Here is a 26,053-nt window from a genome sequence, read left to right on the forward strand (position 1 = left end):
TGCGCGCCGCCTCACATCACCGACGCGCTAGCCGTTCCGGAACGCATATCCATAGCCGTTCAGCGCCGGCGCGCCGCCGAGATGGGCGTAGAGGATCTTTGCGCCCTTCTCGAAATAGCCCTTCTGCGTGAGATCGATCAGGCCCTGCATCGACTTGCCCTCGTAGACGGGGTCGGTGATCATGGCTTCGAGACGCGCGGTGAGGCGGATTGCCTCCTTGGTTTCTTCCGACGGCACGCCGTAGGCGGGATAAGCATAATCCTCGATCAGCACGACGTCGTCGGCGACGAGATCCTTGCCGAGCTCGACGAGCTTGGCCGTGTTCTGTGCGATCGAGAGCACCTGCGCCTTGGTCTGCGCCGGGGTGAAGGAGGCGTCGATGCCGATCACCTTTCGCGCGCGGCCATCGGCGGCGAAGCCGACCAGCATGCCGGCATGGGTCGAGCCGGTGACGGTGCAGACCACGATGTAGTCGAACTTGAAGCCGAGTTCGGCTTCCTGCTTGCGCACTTCCTCGGCGAAGCCGACATAGCCGAGGCCGCCGAATTTGTGCACGGAGGCGCCGGCGGGAATCGCATAGGGCTTGCCGCCCGCCGCCTTCACCTCCTCGATCGCGTCCTCCCAGCTCTTGCGGATGCCGATGTCGAAGCCGTCGTCGACCAGGCGCACGTCGGCGCCCATGATGCGCGACAGCATGATGTTGCCGACGCGGTCATAGACGGCGTCCTCGTGCGGCACCCAGGCCTCCTGCACCAGGCGGCACTTCATGCCGATCTTGGCCGCGACGGCCGCGATCATGCGGGTGTGGTTGGACTGCACGCCACCGATCGAGACCAGCGTGTCGGCGTTCGAGGCGATCGCGTCGGGGATGATGTATTCGAGCTTGCGCAGCTTGTTGCCGCCATAAGCGAGGCCGGAATTGCAGTCCTCGCGCTTGGCATAGACCTCGACATTGCCGCCGAGATGCTTTGACAGCCGCTCCAGCTTCTCGATGGGCGTCGGACCAAAGGTCAGCGGATAGCGCGCGAATTTTTCGAGCATCGTCAGGTCATCCCGATTGGCGTTAATGTCTCCAAAAATGCTAGCATCGCTCTGCAAAAAGGTGCTTTCAAATATTGCGCCTCTATTGCGGATGATCTTGCGATAATGGACGAGATGTGTGGTATTCCTTTCGGACTAGGTACTAAGAACGGAAGCTTCTTCCATGTCCGCTCGTCTTGATCGTGTCGACCTTAAGATGTTGCGATTGCTGCAAAATAACGGCCGGCTCAGCAACGCCGAGCTGGCCGAAACCGTCGCCATCAGTCCCGCCACCTGCCATCGCCGCACCCAGCGCCTGTTCGAGCACGGCTTCATCGCCGCCGTCCGCGCCATCGTCGCGCCGAAGAAGGTGGCAAAGGGTACGCTGGTGATGGTCGGGGTCGTGCTCGACCGTTCGACGCCGGAGAGCTTTGCGATCTTCGAGCAGGCGATCACCAGGCTGAAATTCGTGCTCGACTGTCACCTCGTCGCCGGCGACTTCGACTATTTCCTCAAGATCCGCGTCGGCGACATGGAGGACTTCAACCGTATCCACGGCGAGCAACTGATCGCGCTGCCCGGCGTGCGCCAGACCCGCACCTTCTTCGTGATGAAGGAAGTCGTCGACAACGCGCCGCTGGAGTTTTGAGCGGCCTCACAACGCTTGTTCGACGATGCCGTCCGCGACCTGCTCCCGGCCGGCGTCCTCCGGCCGCATCGCGATCACCGCGATCAGCCCGAGGCCGACGCCGATCATCACATAGAAGATCGGCGCCAACGGGGAGCCGGTGAGCGCGATCAGCCATGTCACGAAGAACTGGGCAAAGCCGCCGAATACCAGCACCGCGACATTGTTGACGATGGCAAGCGCGGTCGAGCGGACCCGGATCGGGAACAGCTCGACCAGCGTGGTGCAGTAGACGCCGAGGAAGAAGGCGCTGAAGCAGCCGATGACGACCTGGGCGACCAGGAGCTTTGCGATCGACGGCTCGGAGATCACCCAGCTATAGAGCGGATAGAGCGAGACGAAATAGCCGATGAGCGAGACCAGCAGCAGCGGCTTGCGCGGGTAGCGGTCGGAGATGGCGCCGGCAATGGGGACGACGATCACCATCACGATCGCCGCGATCATCTGAACCAGGAAGCTCTGCATCAGCGGCAGCTTCAGCACCTCCTTGGCGTACGTCACGGTGTAGCCGAAGGTGACGTAGAACGACACGGCGCTCGCCACCACCATGCCCATGCCGATCAGGAAATTGCGGCCGGGATTCTTCAGCGCGGCGATGAAATCCTCCTTGTGCACCGTCGCCATGCTGCGCCGGGACGCTTCGGGCTCGATGACGCTGGCGCGCATATAGAGCAGGATCGGAACGATCACGAGGCCGACGAAGAAGGGAATACGCCAGGCGCCGGCGGCAAGCTGCTCCTGCGTGAAGGTCAGCGTCAGGGCGGCGCCCAGCACTGCGCCGAGCACGTTGGCCATGAGCTGGCCGGCGATCTGCCACGAGCCATAGAAGCCGGTGCGGCCGGGAGGCGCCGCTTCGATCAGATAGGCGGTCGAGGTACCGAACTCGCCGCCGACCGAAAAGCCCTGTAACAGCCGCGCCAGCAGCACGATCAGGGGTGCCCCAATGCCGGCCGTGGCGTAGGTCGGCGTCAATGCCAACAGCGCGACCGACAGCGCCATGATGCCCATGCCGAGCGTCATCGCCGCTTTCCGCCCCTTGCGATCGCCGAAATAGCCGAGCACGAGGCCGCCGATCGGTCGCATGAAGAAGCCGGTGCCGAACAGCGCGGTCGTCAGCAGTAGCGCGTTGATCTCACTGCCCGGAATTTTCGGGTCGACCGGAAAGAACAGGTTCTTGATGACCGGTGTCATCAGCGCGAACACGGTGAAGTCGTACCACTCCATTGCGTTGCCGGCGACCGCGGCCACGATGGCTTTCCTGTTCGTCTGCATCTCTCGCTTGCCTGTCCGGTTGCGCCTATTCGGCGAGTTGATGGGTGGCGTCGGCATCCTGCCATTCGTCGCCAACGAGTTCCGGCGTTGCGAAGGCCTTGAGGTTGGCGAAATGAATCTCGCGATCCTCGACGAAGAGGCGGCGGACGATGCCGCGCGCGAGCCGGTCGGCGCCCTCGCTGATCGCGGGAATATCGCCGGAAAGCTTTCCGTGGCTCAGCGTCGCCGGATAGTTGAAACAGTGCAGCCGTGCCAGCATCGGGCAGGCGCCTGACTGCTTCTCCAGGAACTGAAAGCTGTCGCCGAGGTCGGGCGAGTTTTCCAGCTCCGCATTGTCCATGCCGTCAGGCGTCGGGAAGCGGTCGCTCCAGAAGCGGATATGCGGCGCAAACGCGGCAAGCTCGTCGCGCAACGCGAGGTCGACCTTGAAGCCGGTTCCGAAGATGATGAAGTCGGTCGCATAGCGGCCCTTCGGCGTCGTCACCATGAGATGATCCTCTTTGACGACGAGATCATCGATCGGACTTGCGAGATGGAAATGCGCCTGCGGATAGGCGGAGACGCGCAGCACGCTCTGCCGCGGCGGCGGCGTCTGCGCTTTCAGCGTGTGATCGAGGAAGCGCCATTTCCAGTCGTCCGTCAGGCCGGCAAAGCCGTGCACGACCCCTTGGCTGCCGATACCGGTGAACTTGTTGACGCGCGGGATGTCCGCGCGCCGGATGAAGAGGTCGAGGCGCGCGGCGCCCGACTCCAGCGCCATCGCCGCGTTGTCCATCGCGGATGCGCCCGCGCCGACGACGGCGACGCGCTTGCCGCGGAGCTTTTCGAAGTCGATAGGATCGGCGGAATGCGCCCAGAAGCGCCGGTCGATGCCGTCGGCGAGCGGCGGCACGTAAGCGCCGCCGAGGCCGTCGCGCCCCGTCGCCAGCACGACATGCCGGGCGAGAATGTGTCGCGACGTGCCGCTCTCGCTGATGTCGAGAGCGAACAATTCATCGGGGCGCGCGTGGATACGCGCAACCGAGACCCCGTTGCGGACCGGCAGGCCCAGCACTTTGCGGTACCATATCAAGTAATCCATCCATACCGTGCGCGGCGCGCGGTCGAGCGCCTGCCACGCCTGCTCGCCATATTGCGCTTCGTAGAAGGCGCGGAAGGTCAGCGCCGGCATGCCCATCGCGGGGCCGGTCAATTCCTTGGGCGAGCGCAGCGTCCGCATCCGCGCGAACGTGACCCAGGGACCTTCCTCGCCTGCGCACGCGCGGTCGAGCACGAGCTGGTTGTCGACGCCGAGACGCTTGAGCATGGCGGAGGCGACAAGGCCGGCCATGCCGGCACCGACGATGACGACGTCGAAGACACCCTCGCCATCGACGACGCGGCGGGGCACCCATGACTTGGCGGGCAGTTCGAGCCAGGCCAGATCCTGCTTCAGGCGCGCTTCAAGTGCCCCGAGGCCCGCCGCACCAGGTGTCATCGTCATGAGGAAGCTTTCTCGAATTGACTGGTTTCGTCGCCGGCCTCGGCTAGCGCGGTGGCGCCGCTATGCAGCCTTGCGCCCGGCATCAGCGCGACCGCGGCGCGCAGTGCGCCGTTGAGTGCGGCAACCGTTGGCGTCGGCTCGCGCCCGGTCGGCGCAATCGCGGCGAACAGGAACGAAATGGACACGTCCAACGGCCGGGTGACGACGCCTTCAACCGGCAGGCTGGACGTCAGCACCGGCTCGACCACGGCGATGCCGAGCGACTGCTTGGCCATGGCAATCGCCGTCAGGGAAGCGTTGGTATCGATGACCCCAGCGGGCACGACACCTTCACGCTCCAGCGCCTCCTCCACGCGGCGGCGAAGCCGGTAGGGGTTGGCCATCGTCAGCAGCCGGACGCCACCAAGGTCCTTCAGGCGAATGACCTTCTTCTTCGCCAGCGGGTGATCCAACGCGAGGCACGCAACGCACGGCACCTCGCAGACCCACTGCACGTCGAGCCCGGGATGCTGGATCGGCAGGCTCGCAAGACCGAAATCGACCGACTGCGACAGCACCGATTGCACCACATTCTCGGCCGAGAGCGCCTGCACGTGGATCTGGCTTGGTAGCAACTCGCGTTCGAGCGCTGCGAGCGCAGCCGGGACGAAGCCGGCCGCCAGCGCCGGGATCGCCGCCAGGCTGAGCACGGGAAGCGCACCCGCGCCGATCGCGTTGGCGCGCTGGCGGATGTGCTTCAGGCCCATCAGAAGCCGCTCGACCTCGGCATGAAACAAGACGCCTTTCGGCGTCGGGCTGATGCGCGGGCCATTCCGGGTGAACAGGAGATAGCCGACGTCAGCCTCGAGATCCTGGATCTGACGCGTCGTGACCGGCTGCGAACGGCCGAGCAACCGTGCCGCACCCGTGATGCTGCCGGCCGACATCACGGCGGCAAAGGCCTCGAGAAGGCGAATGTCGATAACGTCCTGGTTCATGGTCTGGTGCCCGCATTATGCGAATATAGAATGAACAATATTTCTTGATGTGCAATAGGCATTATGAGAAGTTGAGGGTCATGTCGATGGAGCCGAACCCCTTTCGCCACCACAATCCGGCCGGACCGGCCTATCGGCGCGGCTGGGTCGATGAGGCCGTGGCGGCGATCGAGGCCGACCAGTGCCGCACCGCCGACACGCATCTGATCCGGCTGATCGTGCCGGCGCTATCAGGCATCGACATCTATCTGAAGGACGAGTCCACGCATCCGACCGGCAGCCTGAAGCACCGGCTCGCGCGCTCGCTCTTCCTCTACGCGCTCTGCAACGGCCACATCCGCGAAGGCACGCCCGTGGTGGAAGCCTCGTCGGGATCGACCGCGGTGTCGGAAGCCTATTTCGCACAGATGATCGGCGTGCCCTTCTATGCCGTGATGCCGCGCACGACATCGGCGGAGAAGATCGCCGCGATCGAGCATTATGGCGGCAACTGCCATCTGATCGATGACGGTCGTGCACTCTATGCGGAAGCGGCGGCGCTCGCCGCCCGCCTGAACGGCCACTATATGGACCAGTTCACTTTCGCCGAGCGCGCCACCGACTGGCGCGGCAACAACAACATCGCCGAATCGATCTTCACGCAATTGAAGGGCGAGACGCGTCCGTTGCCGGACTGGATCGTGATGGGGGCGGGCACCGGTGGCACCTCGGCCACGCTCGGACGCTATTTGCGCTATCGCCAGTACCCGACGCGGCTCTGCGTTGCCGATGTCGAGCATTCCGCCTTCTTCGACTGCTTCCGCTCGCAGGACCGCTCCCATGTTTGCGAGCGGCCTTCGCTGATCGAAGGCGTCGGTCGGCCCCGCTGCGAACCCTCCTTCGTGCCGGGCGTCGTCGATCGCATGATGAAGATCCCGGATGTCGCAACGATCGCAGCGATGAACGTGCTGTCGCGCCGGCTCCGCCGGCCAGTCGGCGGCTCGACCGGCACCAATTTCCTGGCGCTGTGCCGCATTGCCTCGGAGATGAGCAGCGCCGGTCAAACCGGATCGCTGGTCACGCTGATCTGCGATTCCGGCGAGCGCTACCGGCAGACCTATTATGATCCCACGTGGCTGAAAGCTCGCGGCCTTGATCCGATGCCGATCGAGGCTGCCCTGTCGGCGTTTCTCGATACGGCGCAGCCGCCGGCGCTCGCCGTCGAGGACGTCGCCAATCCACAGAGCTCGCGGAGCAATGCTTGACCACGCTGATCGAAACCATTGTCGGCGTGCCCGCGGCGTCGCGGCTCGGCCACGCTCTGAACGCCCGCACCGAGATTTTGCGCCTCAGCGAAGCGGCCCATGACGCGGTGCTGCTGCCGCGCGAGCCCGGCGGTCTGAGCCACGGCTTGCGGGCGGCACTCGCGGCGCGGATGTGCCGTCATGTCGGCGACGGGGCGCTGATCGCGCATTACGAATCCTACCTGGCGCATTCGAGCGATCTTGATTTGGCCGTGCTCACCCGGCCCGGCGGTGTGTGCGGCGATCCTCTTCACGATGCCATGGCCCGCCACGTCGATCTGCTGACGCTTTCGCCGCGCGAGGCGACGCGACAGGACATTGCGGCGCTGAAGGTGGCCGGCGTCAGCGAGGCCGATATCGTGCGGCTGTCCGAGCTTGGCGCCTTCGTGAACTACCAGCTGCGGGTCCTGGCCGGCCTCAGGCTCCTGAAAGAGGTCGAAGCCTGATGAGCGAGGTCGTCCATAGCTTCACCACCACGGTCCCGACCTGGTCGCCTTATGTCACGCCAGTCGAGCTCGCCTCGGCAACGCCCGAGCAGCTCGCGGCGATGAAGGTCACCCCCTCCAACAAGGGCGTCTCGCCTTACGTGCTGACGCTGGCGCATGACCCGGAGTCGCTCGCGGTGCGCTCGCCGCTGTTCAACCTCATTATGTATGGCAAGGACGGCCTGTCCCCGGCGGAGCGCGAGCTCGGCGCGCTGAGTGCCTCGGTCGTCAACCGCTGCATCTATTGCGCCGCCGTGCACGCCTCACGCTTCATCAATTACTCCGGGCGCAAAGAGGTCGTCGAGGAGATCTTTGCCGACGAGCGCGATGCCACGCTGGAGACGCGCCAGCAGGCATTGTTCAATTTCGCTACAAAACTCTCGACGACTCCGATCGAAGCGAGCGCAGACGATGCGCACGCACTTGGCGAGGCCGGGCTGAGCGAGCTTGAGCAGCTCGACCTGGTGCTGTCGGCCGCGATCTTCGGCTGGGCCAACCGGCTGATGCATACGCTGGGCGAGCCGCTGGTGCGGCCGGAAGCATCGTAACCGACGCCATCGGCTCGCCCCAAACCGAATGTCACGGCAACTTCACTTGCCTTGCGAGCGCCTGCGGGCGAGTTTCGCGGCTTCTTAACGAGGAGACCTGCCGTGCGCCTTCCCATTCTCGATCCGAAAGACCTGAGTGCCGAACAGAAGCCGCTCTATGACGACATGCGAGCGGGCATCAAGGACCACTTCAAGGGCTTTGTGAACATGCGCGACGACGGCGCGCTGCTCGGGCCCTGGAATCCATGGATCCGCGAGCCGCGCTTCGGCAAGCCTGTGTGGGAGCTGGTCAAGGCGATCGCGGCGAACCCGCTGCTGCCGGCTCCGGTGCGTGAGGTCGCGATCCTCGTCACCGGTTCGCATTTCCGCTCCGGCTACGAGCTCTATGCGCATGTGCTGGTTGCCGAGCAGCGCGGCCTCTCCGACGAGAAGCTCGCGACCATCGTCGCCGGACAGCGGCCGGTCGATCTCACCAAGCAGGAAGCCGTCACCTACGACGTGGCGTCCGCATTGGTCAGCGGCGGCGTGCTGCCGGAACTGACTTATCGGGCCGCGGTCAAGGAATTCGGCGAGCACGGTGCGGCCGAACTGTCCTATCTCGTCGGCGTTTACTGCATGGTGTCGGTCACGCTGAACACGTTCGACGTGCCGGTGCCGGACTGACCACACTGCCCCAGCTGCTGGACTGGACGGAAGCGTCACGGTACCCTGCCGCCGCCATGGCGATGCATTCGCCGGTCACGATCGAAGTGCAATGAAGAGGGAACGACAGCCATGGACACGTCACGCCGCATCCTGCTCGCCGGACTGGCGGGACTCGCCGTTGCGCCGACCGCCGCTGGAGCCGCGCCCTCGACCGCGGCCGATGATGTGACGGTCGCCGAAGAGCGCTTTGCGCGCATGATCGCAGCTGCGCATGCGCCCGAAATCACCTGCGCGCGACAGGCCGAGCGTTATGCGGATGCGCATTGGCCAAACTACGTCGCGGCGGCGCGTTCCGTCATCGGGGCAAGAGCGTGAGGCATTCTCTTTCCTCTCCCGTTGCGGGAGGCGGCAACACCAGGTGCTTCACGTCCCCACCGCCCGCCTGACCTGCTCACCGATCTGCGACAGCACGAGCTGCGCCTGCGGCAGAATTGCGCCCATGGCGTGGAAATTGTGGACCATGCCCTCGTGGCAGACGTGCTCGACCGTGACGCCCGCAGCGAGCAGCTTGCGGGCATAGGCATTGCCCTCGTCGCGCATCGGGTCGAACTCCGCGGTGTGAATGATGGCGGTCGGCAAGCCCGCAAGCCGTGTCGCGCGCAAGGGCGAGATGCGGGGATCGGCAGCGTCCAAGGCTTCGGGCAGATAGTCGGCGAGATCGGCTTCGATCGTGACGCGGTCGATCAGGTGGCCCTCGGCGAACGCCTCGCGCGAAGGCGAGGCCTCCTCGAAATCCAGCACCGGGCAGATCAGGCATTGCGCGACGATGGAAAGACCAGCTGTCTGCGCCGCCTCCTGACACACGATCGCAGCGAGCGTTGCACCGGCGGAATCGCCGCCGAGCACCAGACGCCCGGCGTCGATGCCGAGCGATGCGGCCTCGCGCGCCACCCATTCGGTGGCAGCAATCGCATCGTCCACGGCGGCGGGGAATTTGTGCTCTGGCGCCAGCCGGTAATCGACCGAGACGAGGCGGCAACCGGTCGCATGTGCCAACGCCGCCGCGATGCGGTCATGCGTGGCGATGCTGCCGGCAACGAGCCCGCCGCCGTGAAAGAACACGAAGCCGGGCGCGCGATCATCGGCGCCTGCGGGTGAATAGAGACGATAGGGCAGCGCGCCGCCGGGACCAGGCAGCACGCCGTCGGACGTCGGCACGTCAGGCGCATCGGCGCGCGCAAACTGCATCAGCTTTGCCAATGATTGCCGCCGTGCTTCCACGCTCGGCCGGCTCCGTGCCTGCGGCGCAGCCGCAGCCATCATGGTCAACAAGCGCTTTGCGAGCGGATCGAGCGGCATGGTGCTTCCTTTCCCCTCGCGGGAGGGTAACTCACCATTTTCCCGCAGGGAATCATTTAGAAATTGCGCCCAATAGTGGCGCTATAATGCGGCACCACGCCAAGGGAGAGGCCGGTCATGGCCGAGATCAAAAAGCCCATCGAATATTCGCCGAGCTGGACCTTCTTCGAGGGCAAATGGCACGACGGCAATGTGCCGATCATGGGCCCGCGCACGCATGCGGCCTGGCTCGGCTCGGTCGTGTTTGACGGCGCGCGGGCGTTCGAAGGCGTCGCGCCTGATCTCGACCGCCACGTCGCCCGCGCCAATCAATCCGCGATCAACTTTGGCCTGAAGCCGGTGGTCGATTCCGGAACCTGGATGACACTCGCAAACGAGGGCATCGCACGCTTCGCGCCGAATGCCGAGCTCTACGTTCGTCCGATGTACTGGGCGCGGAACGGCGCGGGCGGCGGCGTGCTGTTCGACCCCGAGACCACCGATTGGTGCCTGTGCATCTACGAGGCGCCGATGCCAAAGCCGGTCGGCAACGCGATCACGCTGTCGCCGTTCCGCAGGCCCACCGCCGAATGCGCCCCGGTTGAGGCCAAGGCCGCCTGTCTCTATCCGAACAATTCGCGCGCGCTTGCCGAGGCCGCCTCGCGCGGCTTCCAGAACGCGCTGATGCTCGACATGCTCGGCAACGTCGCGGAGTTCGGCAATTCCAACGTGTTCATGGCCAAGGACGGCGTGGTCTACACGCCGGTGCCGAACGGCACCTTCCTCAACGGCATCACCCGCCAGCGCGTCGTCAGCCTGCTTCGCGCCGACGGCGTCACCGTGGTCGAGAAGACGCTGCGTTACGCCGACTTCCTCGCCGCCGACGAGATCTTTTCGACCGGCAATTTCGCAAAAGTCGCGCCGGTGATCCGCATCGACGATCGCGAGCTGCAGCCGGGCCCGCTCTACACGCGCGCGCGCAAGCTCTATTGGGACTTTGCCCACGCAGTGAAGCTGGCGGCGTAGCTTCCCCACCCTCGCCGGTACGACGGCGGAGTTGTGGCAGCAAGGCGCGTTAGCGCGTGGCAGGAACCCCTACTCGTCCTTCTTCGACATCCGCTCGAGGCGTTCCTGCATGTCCTTCATCTGCTGGCGCAGATCGTCGATATTGCTGTCCTTTGGGGCTTCGGCGGCCGGCTCGGGCGCCGGCTCCGCGGAGCCCGCGGGGCGGGCTGCGCCGGGCGCGAAAGGCTTGAACATCGAGAAGGTCTGCTGGAACAGCTCCATGTTGCGGCGGACCTGTTCCTCCAGCGGCGCAAACGGGGTTCCCGACAGCGAGGTGGCGATCTGCTTGCGGAACTTCTCCTGCTCCTGAGTGAGCGAGGCGATGGCCTGCTCCAGATATTTCGGCACCACCATCTGCATGCTGTCGCCGTAGAAGCGGATCAGCTGGCGCAGGAAGGTGGTCGGGAGCAGGTTCTGGCCGGCCTTGTTCTCCTGCTCGAAGATGATCTGGGCAAGCACGGAGCGGGTGATGTCGTCGCCAGTCTTGGCGTCGTAAACCAGGAAATCTTCGCCATCCTTGACCATGGCGGCGAGGTCTTCCAGCGTCACGTAAGTGCTCGTCCCGGTGTTATAGAGCCGGCGGTTCGCGTATTTCTTGATCGTGGTGGGTTGGTCTGATTTCGCCATGGGCTCTCACTTGCAAGCGCGGAGAACGGGAACCTGACGGGCTATGCCGCAGGGCGGGAAGAGTACGCAACGCAACAAAATAAGCATTTTCAAAGGGGTCACGCTACCGTTTTGTGCGCCACGGTTAATCGGGCAGCAAAAACGTGCTTGCGAAAGCGCCAAGAACGCTATTTTGAATGCGCTGCGGGATGAATTCGGCCACCGGCCGATTGACATGCCTCAACGACGTTAACAGGATGCCGTCCGAGACTGGCGAGCCGTTTCCCCAGCCCCGTCTGCCCCCATTCAACCCAGGAGATGCCCATGTCAGACGATGTCGTCATCGTCAGCGCCGCCCGCACCCCGGTCGGAAGCTTCAACGGAGCGTTCGCAACCCTTCCCGCCCATGATCTCGGCGCCATTGCCATCAAGGCCGCGCTGGAGCGCGGCGGCATCGAGCCCGGCCGGGTCTCCGAAGTCATCATGGGCCAGATCCTGACCGCCGCCCAGGGCCAGAACCCGGCCCGTCAGGCTTCGATCAATGCCGGCATTCCGGTCGAGAGCCCGGCCTGGGGTGTCAACCAGCTCTGCGGCTCGGGCCTGCGCACCGTTGCGCTCGGCTATCAGGCGCTGCTCAACGGCGATTCCGAGATCGTGGTCGCCGGCGGCCAGGAATCCATGAGCATGGCTCCGCACGCCCAGTACCTGCGTGGCGGCGTCAAGATGGGTGCAGTCGAATTCATCGACACCATGATCAAGGACGGTCTGTGGGACGCCTTCAACGGCTATCACATGGGCAACACCGCCGAGAACGTCGCGCGGCAGTGGCAGATCACCCGCGCCCAGCAGGACGAGTTCGCGGTCGCCTCGCAGCAGAAGGCCGAGGCCGCGCAGAAGGCCGGTAAATTCAACGACGAAATCGTTCCCGTCACCATCAAGGGACGCAAGGGCGATGTCGTCGTCAGCGCCGACGAATATCCGCGCCATGGCGCAACGGTCGACGCGATGGCGAAGCTTCGTCCCGCCTTCGAGAAGGACGGCACGGTCACCGCGGGCTCGGCGTCCGGCATCAACGACGGCGCTGCTGCCGTGGTGCTGATGACCGCCAAGCAGGCCGCCAAGGAAGGCAAGAAGCCGCTCGCGCGCATCGTGTCCTGGGCGCAGGCGGGCGTCGATCCGAAGATCATGGGCTCGGGCCCGATCCCGGCCTCGCGTGCCGCGCTGAAGAAGGCCGGCTGGAACGTCGGCGATCTCGACCTGATCGAGGCCAACGAAGCCTTCGCTGCGCAAGCCTGTGCCGTCAACAAGGACCTCGGCTGGGATACCTCCAAGGTCAACGTCAACGGCGGCGCGATCGCGATCGGCCATCCGGTCGGTGCCTCCGGCGCCCGCGTGCTGGTGACGCTGCTCCACGAGATGCAGAAGCGCGATTCGAAGAAGGGCCTCGCCACGCTGTGCATCGGTGGCGGCATGGGTATCGCGATGTGTGTGGCGCGCGACTGAGATAGTTGACGCGTCATTTGGGCGTGCGCTGCACACGTGACTGAGTGCGTTGCACGCGATTAAAAAGGCAGCGGTTGCAAATCAAATATTCTTCGCAACCGTACAAGCCTCGACTAAAGAGAAACGCCCGGCTCGACGCCGGGCGTTTTGTTCTTGATGTCCGTCAAACGTCCCCCATAATCCGCACTTAAAAACGATCACTCAGAAACGTCCGAAGAGTCCAAGGGAAGGAAATACGATATGGCACGTGTTGCATTGGTGACGGGTGGTACGCGGGGCATCGGAGCTGCGATCAGCAAAGCGCTGAAGGCGGCCGGCTACAAGGTTGCGGCGAGTTATGCCGGCAACGACGCGGCGGCGGAGAAGTTCAAGGCCGAGACCGGCATCGCCGTCTACAAATGGGACGTCAGCAGTTTCGATGCATGCGCCGAGGGCGTGAAGAAGGTCGAGGCGGACGTCGGGCCGATCGACGTGCTCGTCAACAATGCCGGCATCACCCGCGACACCGCCTTCCACAAGATGACGCTCGAGCAGTGGAACGCCGTCATCAATACCAATCTCGGTTCGCTGTTCAACATGACGCGTCCCATCATTGAAGGCATGCGTGCGCGCAAGTTCGGCCGCATCATTTCGATCTCGTCGATCAACGGCCAAAAGGGACAGTTTGGCCAGGTCAACTATTCCGCGGCGAAGGCCGGTGACATCGGCTTCACCAAGGCACTTGCGCTCGAGAACGCCAAGGGCGGCATCACCGTCAACGCGATCTGCCCCGGCTACATCAACACCGAAATGGTGCAGGCAGTGCCAAAGGACGTCCTGGAAAAGAACGTGATCCCGCAGATCCCGGTTAACCGGCTCGGCGAACCGGAAGAGATCGCACGTGCGGTCGTGTTCCTGGCGGCGGACGAGGCCGGCTTCATGACCGGCTCGACGCTGACCATCAATGGCGGCCAATATCAGGCCTGATGGCGCCCATTCTCTTGGCGCAACGTCGCTGAGGCAAAATATGTAGCTTCAGTCGCGACAAGGCGATAGTGAGGACGAAAATGCCCGGCCTTGTGCCGGGCATAAACGTCCTCAGAGCCTTTGATCGATGACTCCCCGCACCGCAACGCTGATCGGATTGACCGCGATCCTGATGTGGTCGCTGCTGTCAGTGATGACGGTGGCGACCGGAAAGATCCCGGCATTCCAGCTGGCCGCGATGACGTTCGCGATCGGCGGGCTCGTCGGCCTGCTCACCTGGATCGGCCGCGGCGCAGCGGCCAAAAGCCTGCGTCAGCCGCTGGTCGTGTGGATCGTCGGTGTCGGCGGACTGTTCGGCTATCACGCGCTGTATTTCCTCGCGCTGCGCTTTGCGCCACCGGCTGAAGCCGGCCTGCTGAATTATCTGTGGCCGCTCCTGATCGTGCTGTTCTCGTCGTTTCTGCCGGGCGAGCGGCTTGCCGTGCATCACGTCGTTGGCGCCCTGCTCGGCCTCGTCGGCACCGTGCTGCTGTTCGCCGGTAACACCTCGGGCTTCACGCAGGGACAATTGCCGGGTTTGGCCGCGGCCTTCATCGCAGCGTTCGTGTGGGCGATCTATTCGGTGTTGTCGCGGCGACTGAAGGCGGTGCCGACCGATGCGGTCGCGGGATTCTGCCTCGCCACCGCGGTGCTCGCCGCGCTGATGCATGGACTGCTTGAAACCACGGTGTGGCCGGACACGACGCTGCAATGGCTCTCCGTCATCGCGCTCGGCATCGGTCCCGTCGGTGCTGCGTTCTACGCCTGGGACATCGGCATGAAGCGTGGCGACATCCGCGTGCTCGGCGCCGCCTCCTATGCGACGCCGCTGCTCTCGACCGGCTTCCTCATCGCCGCTGGCTTTGCCAATGCCAGCGCCAACATCACCATCGCCGCGATCCTGATCGCCGGCGGCGGCCTGATTGCGGCGAAGGACATGTTGCTGCGGAAGCGGTAGCATCATTGCCGGGCGCAAGCCGAAGCGACAGGGCCTTAGGGCTCCCAGCCCTTCGGCGCGAGCTCGAACTTCGCGAACTCGAAGGCGGGCGCCACGGTGCAGCCGACCAGGGTCCACTCGCCGGTGGTCTCTGCCGTCTGCCACGCATCGGCCGGCACGATCGCCTGTGGCCGCTCGCCGTTCAACAGGTCCGTACCGAGCCGTACCTCGTGCTGGGAGCAGCCTTCGTGCGCTATCCGCAGGGTCAGCGGGCTGCCGGCGTAATAGTGCCAGCTCTCGACAGCATCGATGCGATGCCAGTGCGAACGCTCGCCGCGCGCCAGCAGAAAATAGATCAGGGTCGAGCGCGCGCGGCCGTTGGCGTCGGTGGTCTGGTCGCGAAACGTCTCTCGGTAATGCCCGCCTTCGGGATGCGGGCGGAGTTCGAGGCGCGCGATGATCTCGGCTGCGGTCGGCATCGATTCCCGTCAGGATCTGTTCTTCAAGACTTGTTCTTGCGCTCGCGCAGCTCGCCGAACACCGCGGTGGCATCCGCGCCCTTCATGTGCAGCCTGGCTGCGATCGAGGGTTCGTCGGCGCGCAGGAACACGTTTGTCCGCTTCTCGTCACCAAGCAGCGCGGGAATGGTCGGCTTGTTCTCGGCCCGCAGCCTCGCCACCTCCGCCGCGCGCGACTGCAGCGCCGCATTGTCGGGGTCGACGGTCAGCGCGAACTTGACGTTGGAGGCCGTGTATTCATGGCCGCAATAGAGCTTGAAGTCGTCGGGCAGGGCACGCAGCTTCAGAAGCGAATCCCACATCATCGGATAGGTGCCCTCGAACACGCGGCCGCAGCCGATCGAGAACAGCGTGTCGGCGGCGAACAGCGCTTTGTCGGTGTCGAACACATAGGAGATGTGGTCGAGCGTGTGGCCGGGCGTCTCCAGTACGCGCCCCAGCAAGCTGCCGACCCTGACGATTTCGGCATTGGCGACGCGCAGGTCGACGTCTGCGATCTCCGTCGTCTTGTCATGCGGCGCGACGACGCGGCAATTGTATTTCTGCTTGAGTTCGGCGACCCCGCCGACATGATCGCCATGATGATGGGTGATCAGAATGTCGGTGAGCTGCCACCCCTCGCGCTCGAGCGCCCTCACGATGGGGCCGGCCTCCGGCGCGTCGATCGACGCCGTCGCCTTGGTTTCCACATCGTGGATGAGGTAACCGAAATTGTCGTTTAAACAGGTGAAAGTACGAATTTCGGCGGCCATGTCATCTCCGATCGCGCTCAGCTCCGTCAGACAAATATGGCGTTAACGTTGCGCAGGCAATGCAATATTCCGCGCGCGGGGGCCGCCTCGTGCATGTTACATTGCGATCATGACCATTGATGTCGTCGACCTCCGCGAGTTCTACTCCCGTCGCCTCGGGATTGTGGCGCGGCAAATGATCAATCGCGGCATTCGGGAGCGCTGGCCGCGCGTCGATGGCCAGCGGGTGCTCGGCTTCGGCTATCCCACGCCCTATCTCGGGTTGTTCCGCGAGGACGCGGAGCGCTGCATCGCCTTCATGCCCTCGGCCCAGGGCGTCCTGAAATGGCCCACCGGACGGCCGGCGCTTGCCTCGCTGGTGGACGAGTTCTCGCTGCCGCTTCCCGACGCCGCGGTCGATCGCATCCTGCTGGTCCACGCACTGGAAATGTCGGACGATCCGGCCGCGCTGCTGCGCGAGGCATGGCGCGTGCTGTCGCCGTCCGGTCGCGTGATTGCGGTCATCCCGAACCGGCGCGGGGTGTGGACCCGCACCGACAGCACGCCGTTCGGTCACGGCCGGCCCTATTCGCGTTCGCAGATCACGGACCTGTTGCGCCAGACCTGGTTCACCCCGACCGCCTGGGGCGAGGCGCTGTTCATGCCGCCCTATGCCGGGGGCTGGGTGCTGAAATCCGCACAGATGTGGGAGCGGGCCGGCGCGGCGCTGTCGCTGCCCTTCGCCGGCGTGCACATCGTCGAGGCGACCAAGCAGGTCTACCGCGCGATCCCCGCCAAGCGCGAGCGGGCGCGGCTCATTCCATCACTGGCGAAGCCGGTGCTGGTACCATCCTCGACGACGGCGACGCGCGGCTAAAAACAAATCGTCCCGGACATGCCGGGACGATTCGGGTCAGGACATCTGGCGCAAGATGTCCGGCGAAAGGCTTACTCGCCGGGAGCCACTTCGTCGCTTGAGGCGGCCGGAGCGGCTTCGCGCTCGGGGCGCGGGCCATTCGGGCGGCGGCGCCGCCGCGGAAAGCGCTCGCCACCACCACCTTCGAAGCCGGCCTGGCCGGGCGCGCCACCGCTCACCTGCGGCTGCGGGCCGGTGATGAAGGAAGGCAAACGATCGACGCTGACGGCGTCGGCGACGACGGGCTGAGGCTGGTTCAGCGGTAGCGGTTGCGGCTGGGGCTGATATTGCGGCTGCGGACGATGGTCGCGTTCGCGATGCTCGCGCGGCTGCTGGTTGTCGCGCTGATAAGCATGGTTGTCGCGGGGCTGATGATCACGCGGCTGATGATCGCGCGGGCCGTCGCGGTCGCGGGTGAAGGGCGGCGGTGGCGGCTGTGGGACAAAACCCGGTTCCTGGCCGAAATTCGAGAAATTCTCGCCGTCGTCCTCGCCGTCGTCACCGCTGTTGTTGCTGATGGGCTCGTCGCCGCGCGGTTGCTGGTTCTGCCGGAACTGTTCCTGAGCCGTCGCGATCAGACGAAAATAATGCTCGGCATGCTGGTAGTAGTTCTCGGCCGCAACGGGGTCTCCGGAGGAGCGCGCGTCGCGCGCGAGCTGGAGATACTTTTCAGCAATATGCGAAGCCGTGCCGCGGATCTTGATGTCAGGTCCGTTGGACTCGTAGACCCGGGTCATCGGGTTCTGGCCGCGCCGGTTATTATTGTTGTTATTGTTATTATTATTGTTGCGGTTGCGCATCCGCTGCTTGTTCTGACCGTTTCTCATGTCCTGCCTTTAATTCCAGCCCTAAAGGTTGCACGCATTACTGATTGCCGAGAGTGACCTGATGACAGCGGTTCACATCGCTTGCGCGCAACCGCACGCAAGAGCGGATTGATCCCTGCCGATGTTCGTCGACCGTCGCGTTCAACAAAAGACGCGTTCCCCACCGCCAGCATCCATCGCCAGCGAACCCATTCATATCGCCTGCCGAAACAAGCCCTGCTTTGTTGCGTAAGTCTTCAAGCGCAATATCAGGCTTTCGTTCACGTTGCGGTCGGTAAGCAGCGCAGCTCAAATGGCCATCGCGCTCAACAGGACCTGCGGCTTGGAACCATTATCAGTAAGCTCTCGCCCGAGAGCCCGGCTTTCGCCCGTAGGTCTACGGGGCCGGCACCGATGTGTTGATAGGAAGGTAGTCGTTCCCAAGGGATATTCCAAGAGGTTTTTTGCAGCCCAATCCGGCTTTTATGGGGGCATTTTCCGGGCCGAAACCGCCCGTGGGATGCCCGCCAGATCGGCCTTGGGCGGCCTGTCCACGACCAACGCGGCAGCCGTCATCAAGGTTTCAATATTGCGGGCCTGGCCCTGTCCGGCCTCGACGATCAGTGCTCCGCCGGGAGCGAGACGTTCAGTCGCCTGCGGGATCAGGGCGCGATAGGCGTCGTAACCGTCATTGCCGCCGTCGAGCGCCAGGTGCGGATCGTGCTCGCGCACCTCGATGCTCAATTTCGGAATTTCGGCCGACGGGATATAGGGCGGATTCGACACGACGAGGTCGAACGGGCCGCGGAGCGCCGCTGCGTAGGAGCAGCCGACGAAGCTGGCGCGGTCGGCGAGGCCAAGAGCCGCGGCGTTGTCTCTGGCGGTCTTGAGCGCGGTCAGACTGAGATCGGTGCCGACGCCGACGGCGCCGGGAATTTCGTGCAGCAGCGCGAGCAGGATGGCGCCGGATCCGGTGCCGATATCGGCGATGCACGGGCGCCGTCCCGAATTCGTAAGCCCATGAAAGATCTCGAGCGCCAGTTCGACCACGGCCTCGGTATCCGGCCGCGGGACCAGCGTCGCCTCGGATAGCTGGAACGGCAGGCCCCAGAATTCCCGAGCGCCGAGAATGCGGGCGACGGGCTCATGCGCGAGCCGGCGCTGCGCATACGCTTCCAGCCGCGCAGCCTCTTCAGGCGCGAGTTGTCGGCCCGCCTGCGTCACCATCCCGGTCAGATCAAGCCTCAGCGCAGCTCCGACGAGCAGGCGCGCATCGAGGGCGGGCTGCTCGATGCCGGCCGATTGCAGCCGTGCCGCAAGCACGCGCCGCGCACTCTCGATGCTGTGTCCTGGATCGAAATCTGTCGCCAATGGAACCATCCTGCCTAGCATCGTGGATAGATCGGCTGGCTTGCTTGCGTCAATGAAAAGGAGCGCGTCAGATCGCGCCTCGCAACCAAGGAGGGTCCATGACGCCCTACGACGATCAGAACGTCTTCGCAAAGATCCTGCGTGGCGAGATCCCCTGTTTCGAGGTTTTCAGGGACGACCGTAGCCTCGCCTTCCTCGACATCATGCCGCGTTCGCCCGGGCACACGCTGGTCGTTCCCCGGGCGCCGGCACGCGGCATCCTCGACATCGCGGATGACGACCTCGCCGCGGTCGCCCGAACCGCCAAGCGGATCGCGATTGCCGCGATGAAGGCGTTCGACGCCGAGGGCATCATCCTTCAGCAGTTCAGCGAGCCGGCCAGCGGCCAGGTGGTCTTTCACCTGCACATGCACGTCATGCCGGTCAGGGCCGGAATCGAGCTGCTGCCGGCGCAGACGCGCAAGGAGGACACGGCGGTGCTCGCCGCTCACGCCAGGCGAATGATCGCCGCTCTCTAGACGCCGAGATAGCGCTGGAGCAGCTCCGGCTGGGCCTTGAGCTCCCGCGCCGGCCCTTCGTGCACGATATGTCCGTTGTTGATGATGTAGATCCGTGTCGCCAGCGCCAGCGTCGCCGCCAGGTTCTGCTCGACCAGCACGATGGTCTGGCCGGCGGCGGCGAGCTCGCGGCAGGCCTTGACCAGATCGTGGACGATGACGGGCGCGAGTCCCTCGAACGGCTCGTCCAGCAGCACGATCTTGGGATCACGCACGAGCGCCCGTGCGATCGCGAGCATCTGCTGTTCGCCCCCGGATAGCTCGGTGCCGCGGTTGTTGCGCCGCTGCTTCAGCCGCGGAAACATCTCGTAGATGCGATCGAGCGGCCAGCGTTTCGGCGCGGTGATGCCGGCGAGGACGATGTTTTCCTCCACCGACAGGCTGCCGAAAATGCGGCGTTCCTCGTGCACGAGCTGCATGCCGGCCTGCGCGATTCTGTGGCTCTTGCGCCCGGCGATATCGATGCCGTCGAATTTCACGCTGCCGCTACGCGGCGTCACGACGCCCATAAGGCTCTTCAGCGTGGTGCTCTTGCCGGCGCCGTTGCGTCCGAGCAGCGCCACCACCTCGTGACGCTCGACATGCATGGCGACGTCGAACAGGATGTGGGAGTCCCCGTAATAGCTGTTCAGGCCGTTGACCTCGATCAGGCTCATGCCGCGATCTCTCCGTGCACGCCACCGAGATAGGCTTCCTGGACGGCGGCGTTGGCCTTGATTTCCTCCGGCGTGCCGGAGACCAGCACCCGGCCTTCCTGGAGCACGGTGACGCGCTCGACCAACTCGAACAGCGAATCCATGTCGTGGTCGATGATGATCATGGTACGGCCGCGCGCGATCGACTTGAGCAGCTTGACGGTCTCGAGACGCTCTCGCGGGCTCATGCCGGCGAGCGGCTCGTCAAGCAGCAACAGGCGCGGCGACGTGGCGAGCGCAAGCCCGATTTCCAGCCTGCGCTTCTCGCCATAGGCGAGCTCGGACACGGGCGTGTCGGCACGACGGGTCAGGTTCACCAAAGCGAGCGTGTGCGCCACCTGCTCCGTCAGGCCCTTGACGCCGCCGAGCGTGCGGAACAGGTCGAGCCGGAATTTTCCGCGCAGTTCGGCAAGGGCTGCGATCGTCAGGTTCTCCCGCACCGTCAACCCGGTGAAGAGCTGGTTGACCTGGTAGCTTTTGGTCAGTCCGAGCTGGCAAACCTCGGTGACCTTCAATCCCGTGATGTCGCGGCCCTCGAACACGATCTGGCCGGAGCTCGGCGCGATCTCGCAGGTCAGCATCTTGAAAAAGGTTGATTTGCCGGCGCCGTTGGGGCCGATGATCCCGCGCAGCTCGCCCCGATTGACGCTGAAATCGATGTCGCTGTTGGCAACGAGGCCGCCATAGCGCTTGGTCAGGCCGGTGGCTTTCAGGATCGGCCCGGAATAGGCGGGGTGCTCGACCTCCTTGGCCTGCATCGGCGCCGGTGGAGGTTGCAGCCTGGCCTCGGTGTCAGCGGCGTCCTGCTCCATCTCCGCATCCGTCTGCTTTCGCTTTCCCGAGACGAGGCGGTAGAGATCGGCAAGGCCGCCGATGATGCCGCCGCGCAGGAAGCAGACCAGCAGCACGAACACGACACCCAGCACCAACTTCCAGGCTGCGCCGAGGCCCAGTGCGGACTGCAGGAAGTCCTGAAGGAACAGCCAAACGGTTGCGCCGACCAGCGGTCCGAACAGCGTGCCCCTGCCGCCGATGGCCGTCTGCATCACGAGCTGGCCCGAGGTGTCGAAGGTGAAGGCGTCGGGCGGCATGAAGGCCTGGAGCACGCCGAGCAGTCCGCCGGCGAAGCCCGCGTAAGCGGCTGCGATCACGAAGGCGGTCAGCTTGTAGCCATGGATGTTGTGGCCGACGGCCGTGGCGCGCAGCGGATTGTCGCGGATCGCACTCAGAACCGCGCCGACCGGCGAGCGCACGATCCTGAGGGCGATGACAACGCCGACGAAATAGCACAGCGCGATGAACTGATAGAGCGACCAGCCATTGGTGAAGTGGATGGAGATGAAGCCGAGATTGAAGCTCGGCGTCGGCACGCCGGGCAGGCCGTTTTCGCCGCCGGTGAAATCGGAAAGTGGATTGAATTCGACGAAGAAGAACACTTCCGCGATTGCCACGGTGATCATCGCGAAATAGATGCCGGTGCGGCGCAATGCGATCAGGCCGATCAGGTAGCCGGTCGCTGCGGCCGCGATCATGCCGATGATCAGCGCGCCCAGCACGTTGCCGAAGCCCGCGCGGGTCAGCAGGTAGGCGGCGACGAAGCCGCCGGTGCCGTAGAAGGCGGACTGGCCGAACGAGAGCAGGCCGGTGAAGCCGAACAGGATGTCGAAGCCGAGCCCGAACAGGCCCCAGACCAGGATCCTGTTCACGGTGTTCGGCGCGAACCCGAGATGAGGCAGCACGAAGGGGGCTGCGATCAAGCCGATCGCAGTCAGGGCTTCGATCAGGAAGGGGCGTTGCTTGAGCATCAGGTGATCGCTTACTCGCGGCCCTGGACGCCGAGCAGGCCATGCGGTCGTACCACGAGTACGAGCGTCATCGCCGCAAACAGCATCACATAGGCATAGCCGGGGTTGAACATGGAGGTGACGCTGATGATCTCGCCGGCGATCAGGCCGCCGAGAATTGCGCCGGGGAACGAACCGACGCCGCCGATCACCACCACCACGAAAGTCTGGACCAGGATGTCGTCACCGATGCCCGGTGTCAGCGACACCACCGGCGCGTTGACGATGCCGGCAAAGCCGGCGGCCATTGCGCCGATGCCGAAGACCACCATGAAGACGCGATAGACATTGATGCCAAGCGAATCCACCATCACCGAATCCTCGATGCCGGCGCGCACAATCATGCCCAGCCGGGTCCGGTAGAGCACGATGAACAATGCGCCGAGGGCGATCGCGACGATGCCGACGACGGCGAGGCGGTAGGTCGGATAGAACATGAAGCCGAGATTGGTGATGCCCTGGAATAGCGCCGGCGGCGGCACCAGCTGCGACTGGCTCGAGAAGATCAGGCGCACGAGCTCGACGAAACAGATGCCGAGCCCGAAGGTCACGAGCAGCTGATCCTCGTGCGGACGATGATAGAAATGACGGATGATGCCGCGTTCCATGAGAACGCCGAGCAGCATCACGAACAGGGAGCCCGCGATCACGGCAAGGGTGAACGACTCCGTGTACTGATAGGCGACGAAGCCGGCATAGCCGCCGATCATGAACATCGCGCCGTGTGCGAGGTTGAGCACGCCGAGCGTGCCGTAGATGATGGTCAGGCCGGAGCTGATCAGCGCGAGCAGGGCGCCGAGCGCGAGCCCGTTGAAAAGCTGTGAAACGAGGTTGGGCCAACTTATCATGCGACAATCGCTGTTGTGGCGCGCGATGTTGCGCGTCAGAAAAAGGCGACGCCGCGGGACCGGAGTGCAGTCCGCGGCGTCACAGGGGTTGGCGAGGTCTCAGCTGTAGTCGCCGAGATGGCAGCCGAAGGCGTCGGGCTTCTGCATCAGGCCTTCACCCGGGACGATCTCGACGACGTCGTACCAGTCTTCCTTGTTCTTCATGTCCTTCTGCTGCTTGCCCTTGACGATGATCACCGGGCGGACGCATTGGTGATCCTCCGGGCGGTAATGGACGTCGCCGACCAGGGAGGGGATCGTCTCGCCCTTCTCGTAGGTCTTGATCACGTCAGGCGGACTGAAGCTGCCGGCCTGCTCGCACATGTGCGCCCAATGCGCGAAGCTGACATAGGCGTTCTCGGCGCCCCATTCGGGCTTGTAGCCGTACTTCTTCTCGAACGCTTCGTTGAACATTTTCGCCAGCGGGAACTTGTCCTCGATGGTCCACCAATAGTCGGTGGCGGCGTAGACGCCCTGCATCAGGCCCCCGGTCTCGCGCGCGATGAAAGGCACCTGGTACGGCACGACCAGCTTCATCTTGTCGAGCACGCCAAACTGCTTGGCCTGTTGTGTCGACAGTACCGCGTCGTGGCCCCAATTGACGTTGATCAGCACGTCGGCGCCGGAGTTGGCGACGTTCAGCAGGTATGAGGAATAGTCGGGGGCGCCGAGCGGGGCGACCTGGTTGGTCACGGTGGTCCAGCCGGCGGTCGCCAGGAAGTCCTGCATCGATTTGGTAACGGTGTGGCCGTAGGTGTAGTCGGGCGTCAGATACGCCGCCTTCTTGCCCTTGCCGAACTCACGTACCATCACCGGGCCGATCGCTGCGGCCGCAGTCTGGCCGTAGAAGTTCTGGCGAAAGCCGTAGCGGACGCAATCCTTGCCGGTGGTGTCGTTCGAGCCGGAAATGCCGCATACGAAAATCACATGTTCGCGCTGGGCGAGCTTGTTCAGCGCCACCGCAACGGCGCTCGACGTGCCGCCGGTGATCATGATCGCCTTGTTCTCGCTGATGAAGCGCTGCTGCGCCTGCACTGCCTCGTTCGGCTTGGCCGCGGAATCGGCGACGCCGAACTTCAGCTCCTTGCCGAGCACGCCCTTGCTGGTCTTGGGCGAGATCTTCTTGATCAGCTCGTGGCCTTCATTGATGTGCTCGATCGCGAGCTGGTAGCCCTTGAGCTCGTCTTCACCCTGCACGGCATAGGTGCCGGTGCGCGGCACCGAGATGCCGATGAAGGCGGTGGAGCCCGAGACCCCTGCGGGGTAGGAGCCGATCGCCGGCTTGTCCTCGGCAAACGCCGGCATCCCCGGCAGAACCGCGCCACCGATGAGGCCCGCGGTGGTCTGAAGCAGGCCACGGCGCGAAAGGCCGCGGCGGATGAGATTGTCAGTCATGATCGTTTCCTCCTAACGTCGTTCTTGTTTGCAGGCAAAGCACGACCTGTCCGACGGCAGCCGGCCTCGAAGGCCTGTCCGCGCCGGGCACGTCACATCCGCGTGTAGCTCTTGGGCGCAAGCATTGCTTGTGAACGCCTTCTGTCAATTTCGTCTTTGGTCGAACGCCGAAAATTATCTCGTGAAAACATATCGCATCACGATATATATTAGCCTTTGTGAGTACGAGGCTGGCGGGTTCGGCGAGAGAAATGGCGCGGCAGACGACAGTGGCGGGTACCCGAAAGCGACGGTCGTGGCCGCAAGGTGCGGAGCGGCAGGAGGCGGCGTGGCCGGAAGAGGTGAGCGGGCAGCGGGCGACACCGCAGTCCGGCGATGCCTCGCGCATGCCCGATCCGCGCAACTGGCCGGCCGGCCGGCGCGGGCCCGCCGTCGGCCCCGTTCAGGCGAAGCGCGCGCCCGGTCCGATGCAGAAGCTGAGCGTGCGCGCCCAGAACGTCCTCAAGGAACTCGCGGTCGAGCTCACTGCCGAGCAACCGCCGAAGGGGAATTGGTCGCCCTCGCGCGAATTGCTGCTTGCGCTGACGGCCGAACGCCTCGCGACCGCGCGCAATTGCGGTCCTCACACGATGAGGGAAATCATCGACTGGGCGCAGGGCTGTGGCGTGACGATCAAGCCGGTGATCCCGCCCGGCGGCTCGCTGTCGCAGATGTGGGCCGAGTTGATTAGCAATGCATCCGCGGGTGCCTTGACCAGCGCCGAGATTGCCGGCGCGCTGCAGCGCTCGATCCGGCGAAAGAGCGTCCGTATCCCGATCGCGTTCCAGGTCATCCTGGTGAAGATCCTGCTGTCCAGCTTCGAATAGGTGGCGATATTTGTGTGTCCGGGGCGCCGGTCGGTTGGTTCGGCTTGGCCTTCCTTGCTAGTCTCGGTGAGGCCGCCCGTTGCACCGGCTGGCTCGACGTCGCAGGCAGGGAATGGCCCCATCGAAGCGGAAGACGACACGCCCGGCGCGTGCTGTGCCCACAAAGGGTGGCGCGATGCGCGAGGCCGACTACGGGGCGCTTGCGCAGTTTCGCTATCAGCTCCGAACCTTCCTGGCCTTCAGCGAAGCCGCGGCCCAGAGCGCCGGCTTGACGCCGCAGCAGCACCAGGCGCTGCTGGCGATCAAAGGATTGGCCGCCCCTGACGGCGCCAGCGTCGGCGACATCGCGCGCTTCCTGCTGATCCGGCACCACACCGCGGTGGAGCTGGTGGATCGCATGGCGAAACTGAAGCTGATTGGCCGGGAAGCCGACCCGGATGATGCGCGGCGCGTCCTGGTCAAGCTGACAGCGAAGGGCGAGCGGAAGCTGCGATCCCTCTCGCGCATCCATCTGGACGAGCTCAGCGCCGCCGCGCCCGGTTTGGGCAAGATCCTGCGAGCGTTTCGAGCCAAGAGACGCTGAGGACACGCTGAAGAAAGCGCGAAGCCGCG

The 26,053-nt window shown here is 64.6% G+C and carries 28 protein-coding genes; 14 read left to right on the forward strand and 14 right to left on the reverse strand.

The features are described 5' to 3' along the window. Window positions 1–27 precede the first annotated feature (27 nt). Entirely contained in the window at window positions 28–1,041 is a 1,014-nt protein-coding gene (locus IVB50_RS31385) for a 1-aminocyclopropane-1-carboxylate deaminase (protein ID WP_085348408.1), read from the reverse strand. Between the two features lie 163 nt (window positions 1,042–1,204). Here IVB50_RS31385 and IVB50_RS31390 point away from each other — a divergent pair, with 163 nt between their 5' ends. Continuing rightward, window positions 1,205–1,669 carry an Lrp/AsnC ligand binding domain-containing protein gene (locus IVB50_RS31390; protein WP_026232411.1) on the forward strand — a complete coding sequence of 155 codons (465 nt, stop codon included), beginning with the start codon at window positions 1,205–1,207 and terminating at the stop codon, window positions 1,667–1,669. A 6-nt stretch (window positions 1,670–1,675) separates the two neighbouring features. Here IVB50_RS31390 and IVB50_RS31395 read toward each other — a convergent pair whose 3' ends face one another. From IVB50_RS31395 to IVB50_RS31405, 3 genes are read right to left on the reverse strand one after another with little or no spacing between them, the layout of a single operon-like run. Continuing rightward, window positions 1,676–2,980, reverse strand: a complete 1,305-nt coding sequence (locus IVB50_RS31395; RefSeq protein WP_026232412.1) for a citrate-proton symporter — start codon at window positions 2,978–2,980, stop codon at window positions 1,676–1,678. A gap of 25 nt (window positions 2,981–3,005) precedes the next feature. Further along, complete coding sequence (locus IVB50_RS31400; protein WP_018452870.1) at window positions 3,006–4,463, reverse strand: NAD(P)/FAD-dependent oxidoreductase; 1,458 nt, start codon at window positions 4,461–4,463, stop codon at window positions 3,006–3,008. After that, a complete protein-coding gene (locus tag IVB50_RS31405; protein ID WP_018452871.1) occupies window positions 4,460–5,440 on the reverse strand; it encodes a LysR family transcriptional regulator in 981 nt (326 codons plus the stop codon). Before IVB50_RS31405 ends, IVB50_RS31400 begins: the two co-directional genes overlap by 4 nt. Window positions 5,441–5,526: 86 nt before the next feature. Between IVB50_RS31405 and IVB50_RS31410 the strand changes: the two genes are divergently transcribed. The 5 genes from IVB50_RS31410 (at window position 5,527) to IVB50_RS31430 (ending at window position 8,776) form a co-directional block, all read left to right on the forward strand. After that, window positions 5,527–6,684, forward strand: a complete 1,158-nt coding sequence (locus tag IVB50_RS31410) for a PLP-dependent cysteine synthase family protein (protein WP_039798756.1) — start codon at window positions 5,527–5,529, stop codon at window positions 6,682–6,684. After that, on the forward strand, window positions 6,681–7,169 hold the full coding sequence (locus tag IVB50_RS31415; RefSeq protein WP_018452873.1) for a hypothetical protein: 489 nt from the start codon (window positions 6,681–6,683) through the stop codon (window positions 7,167–7,169). Before IVB50_RS31410 ends, IVB50_RS31415 begins: the two co-directional genes overlap by 4 nt. Beyond that, window positions 7,169–7,756, forward strand: coding sequence for a peroxidase-related enzyme (locus tag IVB50_RS31420; protein WP_018452874.1), 588 nt, complete (start codon window positions 7,169–7,171; stop codon window positions 7,754–7,756). Before IVB50_RS31415 ends, IVB50_RS31420 begins: the two co-directional genes overlap by 1 nt. Before the next feature lie 102 nt (window positions 7,757–7,858). After that, window positions 7,859–8,419, forward strand: coding sequence for a carboxymuconolactone decarboxylase family protein (locus tag IVB50_RS31425; protein ID WP_018452875.1), 561 nt, complete (start codon window positions 7,859–7,861; stop codon window positions 8,417–8,419). A 111-nt stretch (window positions 8,420–8,530) separates the two neighbouring features. Beyond that, window positions 8,531–8,776 (forward strand): hypothetical protein, encoded by a 246-nt coding sequence (locus IVB50_RS31430; RefSeq protein WP_018452876.1) that lies wholly within the window; start codon window positions 8,531–8,533, stop codon window positions 8,774–8,776. Between the two features lie 48 nt (window positions 8,777–8,824). On the opposite strand, the gene IVB50_RS31435 is transcribed toward IVB50_RS31430, so the two are convergent. After that, window positions 8,825–9,760 (reverse strand): alpha/beta hydrolase, encoded by a 936-nt coding sequence (locus IVB50_RS31435; protein WP_018452877.1) that lies wholly within the window; start codon window positions 9,758–9,760, stop codon window positions 8,825–8,827. 117 nt (window positions 9,761–9,877) lie between these two features. On the opposite strand from IVB50_RS31435, the gene IVB50_RS31440 reads away from it, so the two are divergent. Then, on the forward strand, window positions 9,878–10,765 hold the full coding sequence (locus IVB50_RS31440; RefSeq protein ID WP_018452878.1) for a branched-chain amino acid aminotransferase: 888 nt from the start codon (window positions 9,878–9,880) through the stop codon (window positions 10,763–10,765). A gap of 69 nt (window positions 10,766–10,834) precedes the next feature. Here IVB50_RS31440 and phaR read toward each other — a convergent pair whose 3' ends face one another. After that, on the reverse strand, window positions 10,835–11,431 hold the full coding sequence (phaR, locus tag IVB50_RS31445; protein ID WP_018452879.1) for a polyhydroxyalkanoate synthesis repressor PhaR: 597 nt from the start codon (window positions 11,429–11,431) through the stop codon (window positions 10,835–10,837). Window positions 11,432–11,734: 303 nt separating this feature from the next. Between phaR and IVB50_RS31450 the strand changes: the two genes are divergently transcribed. The 3 genes from IVB50_RS31450 to IVB50_RS31460 all read left to right on the forward strand — a co-directional run bounded on the left by IVB50_RS31450 (window position 11,735) and on the right by IVB50_RS31460 (window position 14,876). Continuing rightward, window positions 11,735–12,913 (forward strand): acetyl-CoA C-acetyltransferase, encoded by a 1,179-nt coding sequence (locus tag IVB50_RS31450; RefSeq protein ID WP_018452880.1) that lies wholly within the window; start codon window positions 11,735–11,737, stop codon window positions 12,911–12,913. Between the two features lie 240 nt (window positions 12,914–13,153). Beyond that, on the forward strand, window positions 13,154–13,879 hold the full coding sequence (gene phbB / locus IVB50_RS31455) for an acetoacetyl-CoA reductase (protein WP_018452881.1): 726 nt from the start codon (window positions 13,154–13,156) through the stop codon (window positions 13,877–13,879). 127 nt (window positions 13,880–14,006) lie between these two features. Continuing rightward, complete coding sequence (locus IVB50_RS31460) at window positions 14,007–14,876, forward strand: EamA family transporter (protein WP_018452882.1); 870 nt, start codon at window positions 14,007–14,009, stop codon at window positions 14,874–14,876. A gap of 35 nt (window positions 14,877–14,911) precedes the next feature. On the opposite strand, the gene IVB50_RS31465 is transcribed toward IVB50_RS31460, so the two are convergent. Continuing rightward, window positions 14,912–15,334, reverse strand: a complete 423-nt coding sequence (locus IVB50_RS31465) for a cupin domain-containing protein (RefSeq protein ID WP_018452883.1) — start codon at window positions 15,332–15,334, stop codon at window positions 14,912–14,914. Window positions 15,335–15,357: 23 nt separating this feature from the next. Continuing rightward, window positions 15,358–16,125, reverse strand: a complete 768-nt coding sequence (gloB, locus tag IVB50_RS31470; RefSeq protein WP_018452884.1) for a hydroxyacylglutathione hydrolase — start codon at window positions 16,123–16,125, stop codon at window positions 15,358–15,360. Window positions 16,126–16,234: 109 nt separating this feature from the next. Between gloB and IVB50_RS31475 the strand changes: the two genes are divergently transcribed. Next, on the forward strand, window positions 16,235–16,981 hold the full coding sequence (locus tag IVB50_RS31475) for a methyltransferase domain-containing protein (protein ID WP_007599158.1): 747 nt from the start codon (window positions 16,235–16,237) through the stop codon (window positions 16,979–16,981). Between the two features lie 71 nt (window positions 16,982–17,052). On the opposite strand, the gene IVB50_RS31480 is transcribed toward IVB50_RS31475, so the two are convergent. Continuing rightward, the gene (locus tag IVB50_RS31480; protein WP_018452885.1) at window positions 17,053–17,847 is read right to left on the reverse strand and encodes a DUF4167 domain-containing protein; all 795 of its coding nucleotides are present in this window, start codon (window positions 17,845–17,847) and stop codon (window positions 17,053–17,055) included. Between the two features lie 462 nt (window positions 17,848–18,309). Next, window positions 18,310–19,206 carry a peptide chain release factor N(5)-glutamine methyltransferase gene (gene prmC, locus IVB50_RS31485; RefSeq protein ID WP_018452886.1) on the reverse strand — a complete coding sequence of 299 codons (897 nt, stop codon included), beginning with the start codon at window positions 19,204–19,206 and terminating at the stop codon, window positions 18,310–18,312. A gap of 89 nt (window positions 19,207–19,295) precedes the next feature. Between prmC and IVB50_RS31490 the strand changes: the two genes are divergently transcribed. Next, the gene (locus tag IVB50_RS31490; RefSeq protein WP_018452887.1) at window positions 19,296–19,715 is read left to right on the forward strand and encodes an HIT family protein; all 420 of its coding nucleotides are present in this window, start codon (window positions 19,296–19,298) and stop codon (window positions 19,713–19,715) included. On the opposite strand, the gene IVB50_RS31495 is transcribed toward IVB50_RS31490, so the two are convergent. The 4 genes from IVB50_RS31495 to IVB50_RS31510 form a co-directional block, all read right to left on the reverse strand. Beyond that, window positions 19,712–20,410: an ABC transporter ATP-binding protein gene (locus IVB50_RS31495; protein ID WP_018452888.1), complete on the reverse strand. Its 699-nt coding sequence runs from the start codon at window positions 20,408–20,410 to the stop codon at window positions 19,712–19,714. The two genes, IVB50_RS31490 and IVB50_RS31495, sit on opposite strands and share 4 nt — an antisense overlap. After that, window positions 20,407–22,254 (reverse strand): branched-chain amino acid ABC transporter ATP-binding protein/permease, encoded by a 1,848-nt coding sequence (locus IVB50_RS31500; RefSeq protein ID WP_018452889.1) that lies wholly within the window; start codon window positions 22,252–22,254, stop codon window positions 20,407–20,409. The genes IVB50_RS31495 and IVB50_RS31500 overlap by 4 nt, the downstream gene beginning before the upstream one ends. Window positions 22,255–22,265: 11 nt before the next feature. After that, window positions 22,266–23,141 (reverse strand): branched-chain amino acid ABC transporter permease, encoded by an 876-nt coding sequence (locus tag IVB50_RS31505; RefSeq protein WP_018452890.1) that lies wholly within the window; start codon window positions 23,139–23,141, stop codon window positions 22,266–22,268. A gap of 99 nt (window positions 23,142–23,240) precedes the next feature. After that, on the reverse strand, window positions 23,241–24,575 hold the full coding sequence (locus IVB50_RS31510) for a substrate-binding protein (RefSeq protein ID WP_018452891.1): 1,335 nt from the start codon (window positions 24,573–24,575) through the stop codon (window positions 23,241–23,243). Window positions 24,576–24,826: 251 nt separating this feature from the next. On the opposite strand from IVB50_RS31510, the gene IVB50_RS31515 reads away from it, so the two are divergent. Together IVB50_RS31515 and IVB50_RS31520 are read left to right on the forward strand one after the other, a co-directional pair. Continuing rightward, complete coding sequence (locus IVB50_RS31515; RefSeq protein WP_018452892.1) at window positions 24,827–25,441, forward strand: hypothetical protein; 615 nt, start codon at window positions 24,827–24,829, stop codon at window positions 25,439–25,441. A gap of 175 nt (window positions 25,442–25,616) precedes the next feature. Further along, entirely contained in the window at window positions 25,617–26,024 is a 408-nt protein-coding gene (locus IVB50_RS31520) for a helix-turn-helix domain-containing protein (RefSeq protein WP_345946345.1), read from the forward strand. Window positions 26,025–26,053: the final 29 nt, after the last annotated feature.

It is taken from the genome of Bradyrhizobium sp. 87, from assembly GCF_023073015.1.
Classification (GTDB): domain Bacteria; phylum Pseudomonadota; class Alphaproteobacteria; order Rhizobiales; family Xanthobacteraceae; genus Bradyrhizobium; species Bradyrhizobium canariense_D.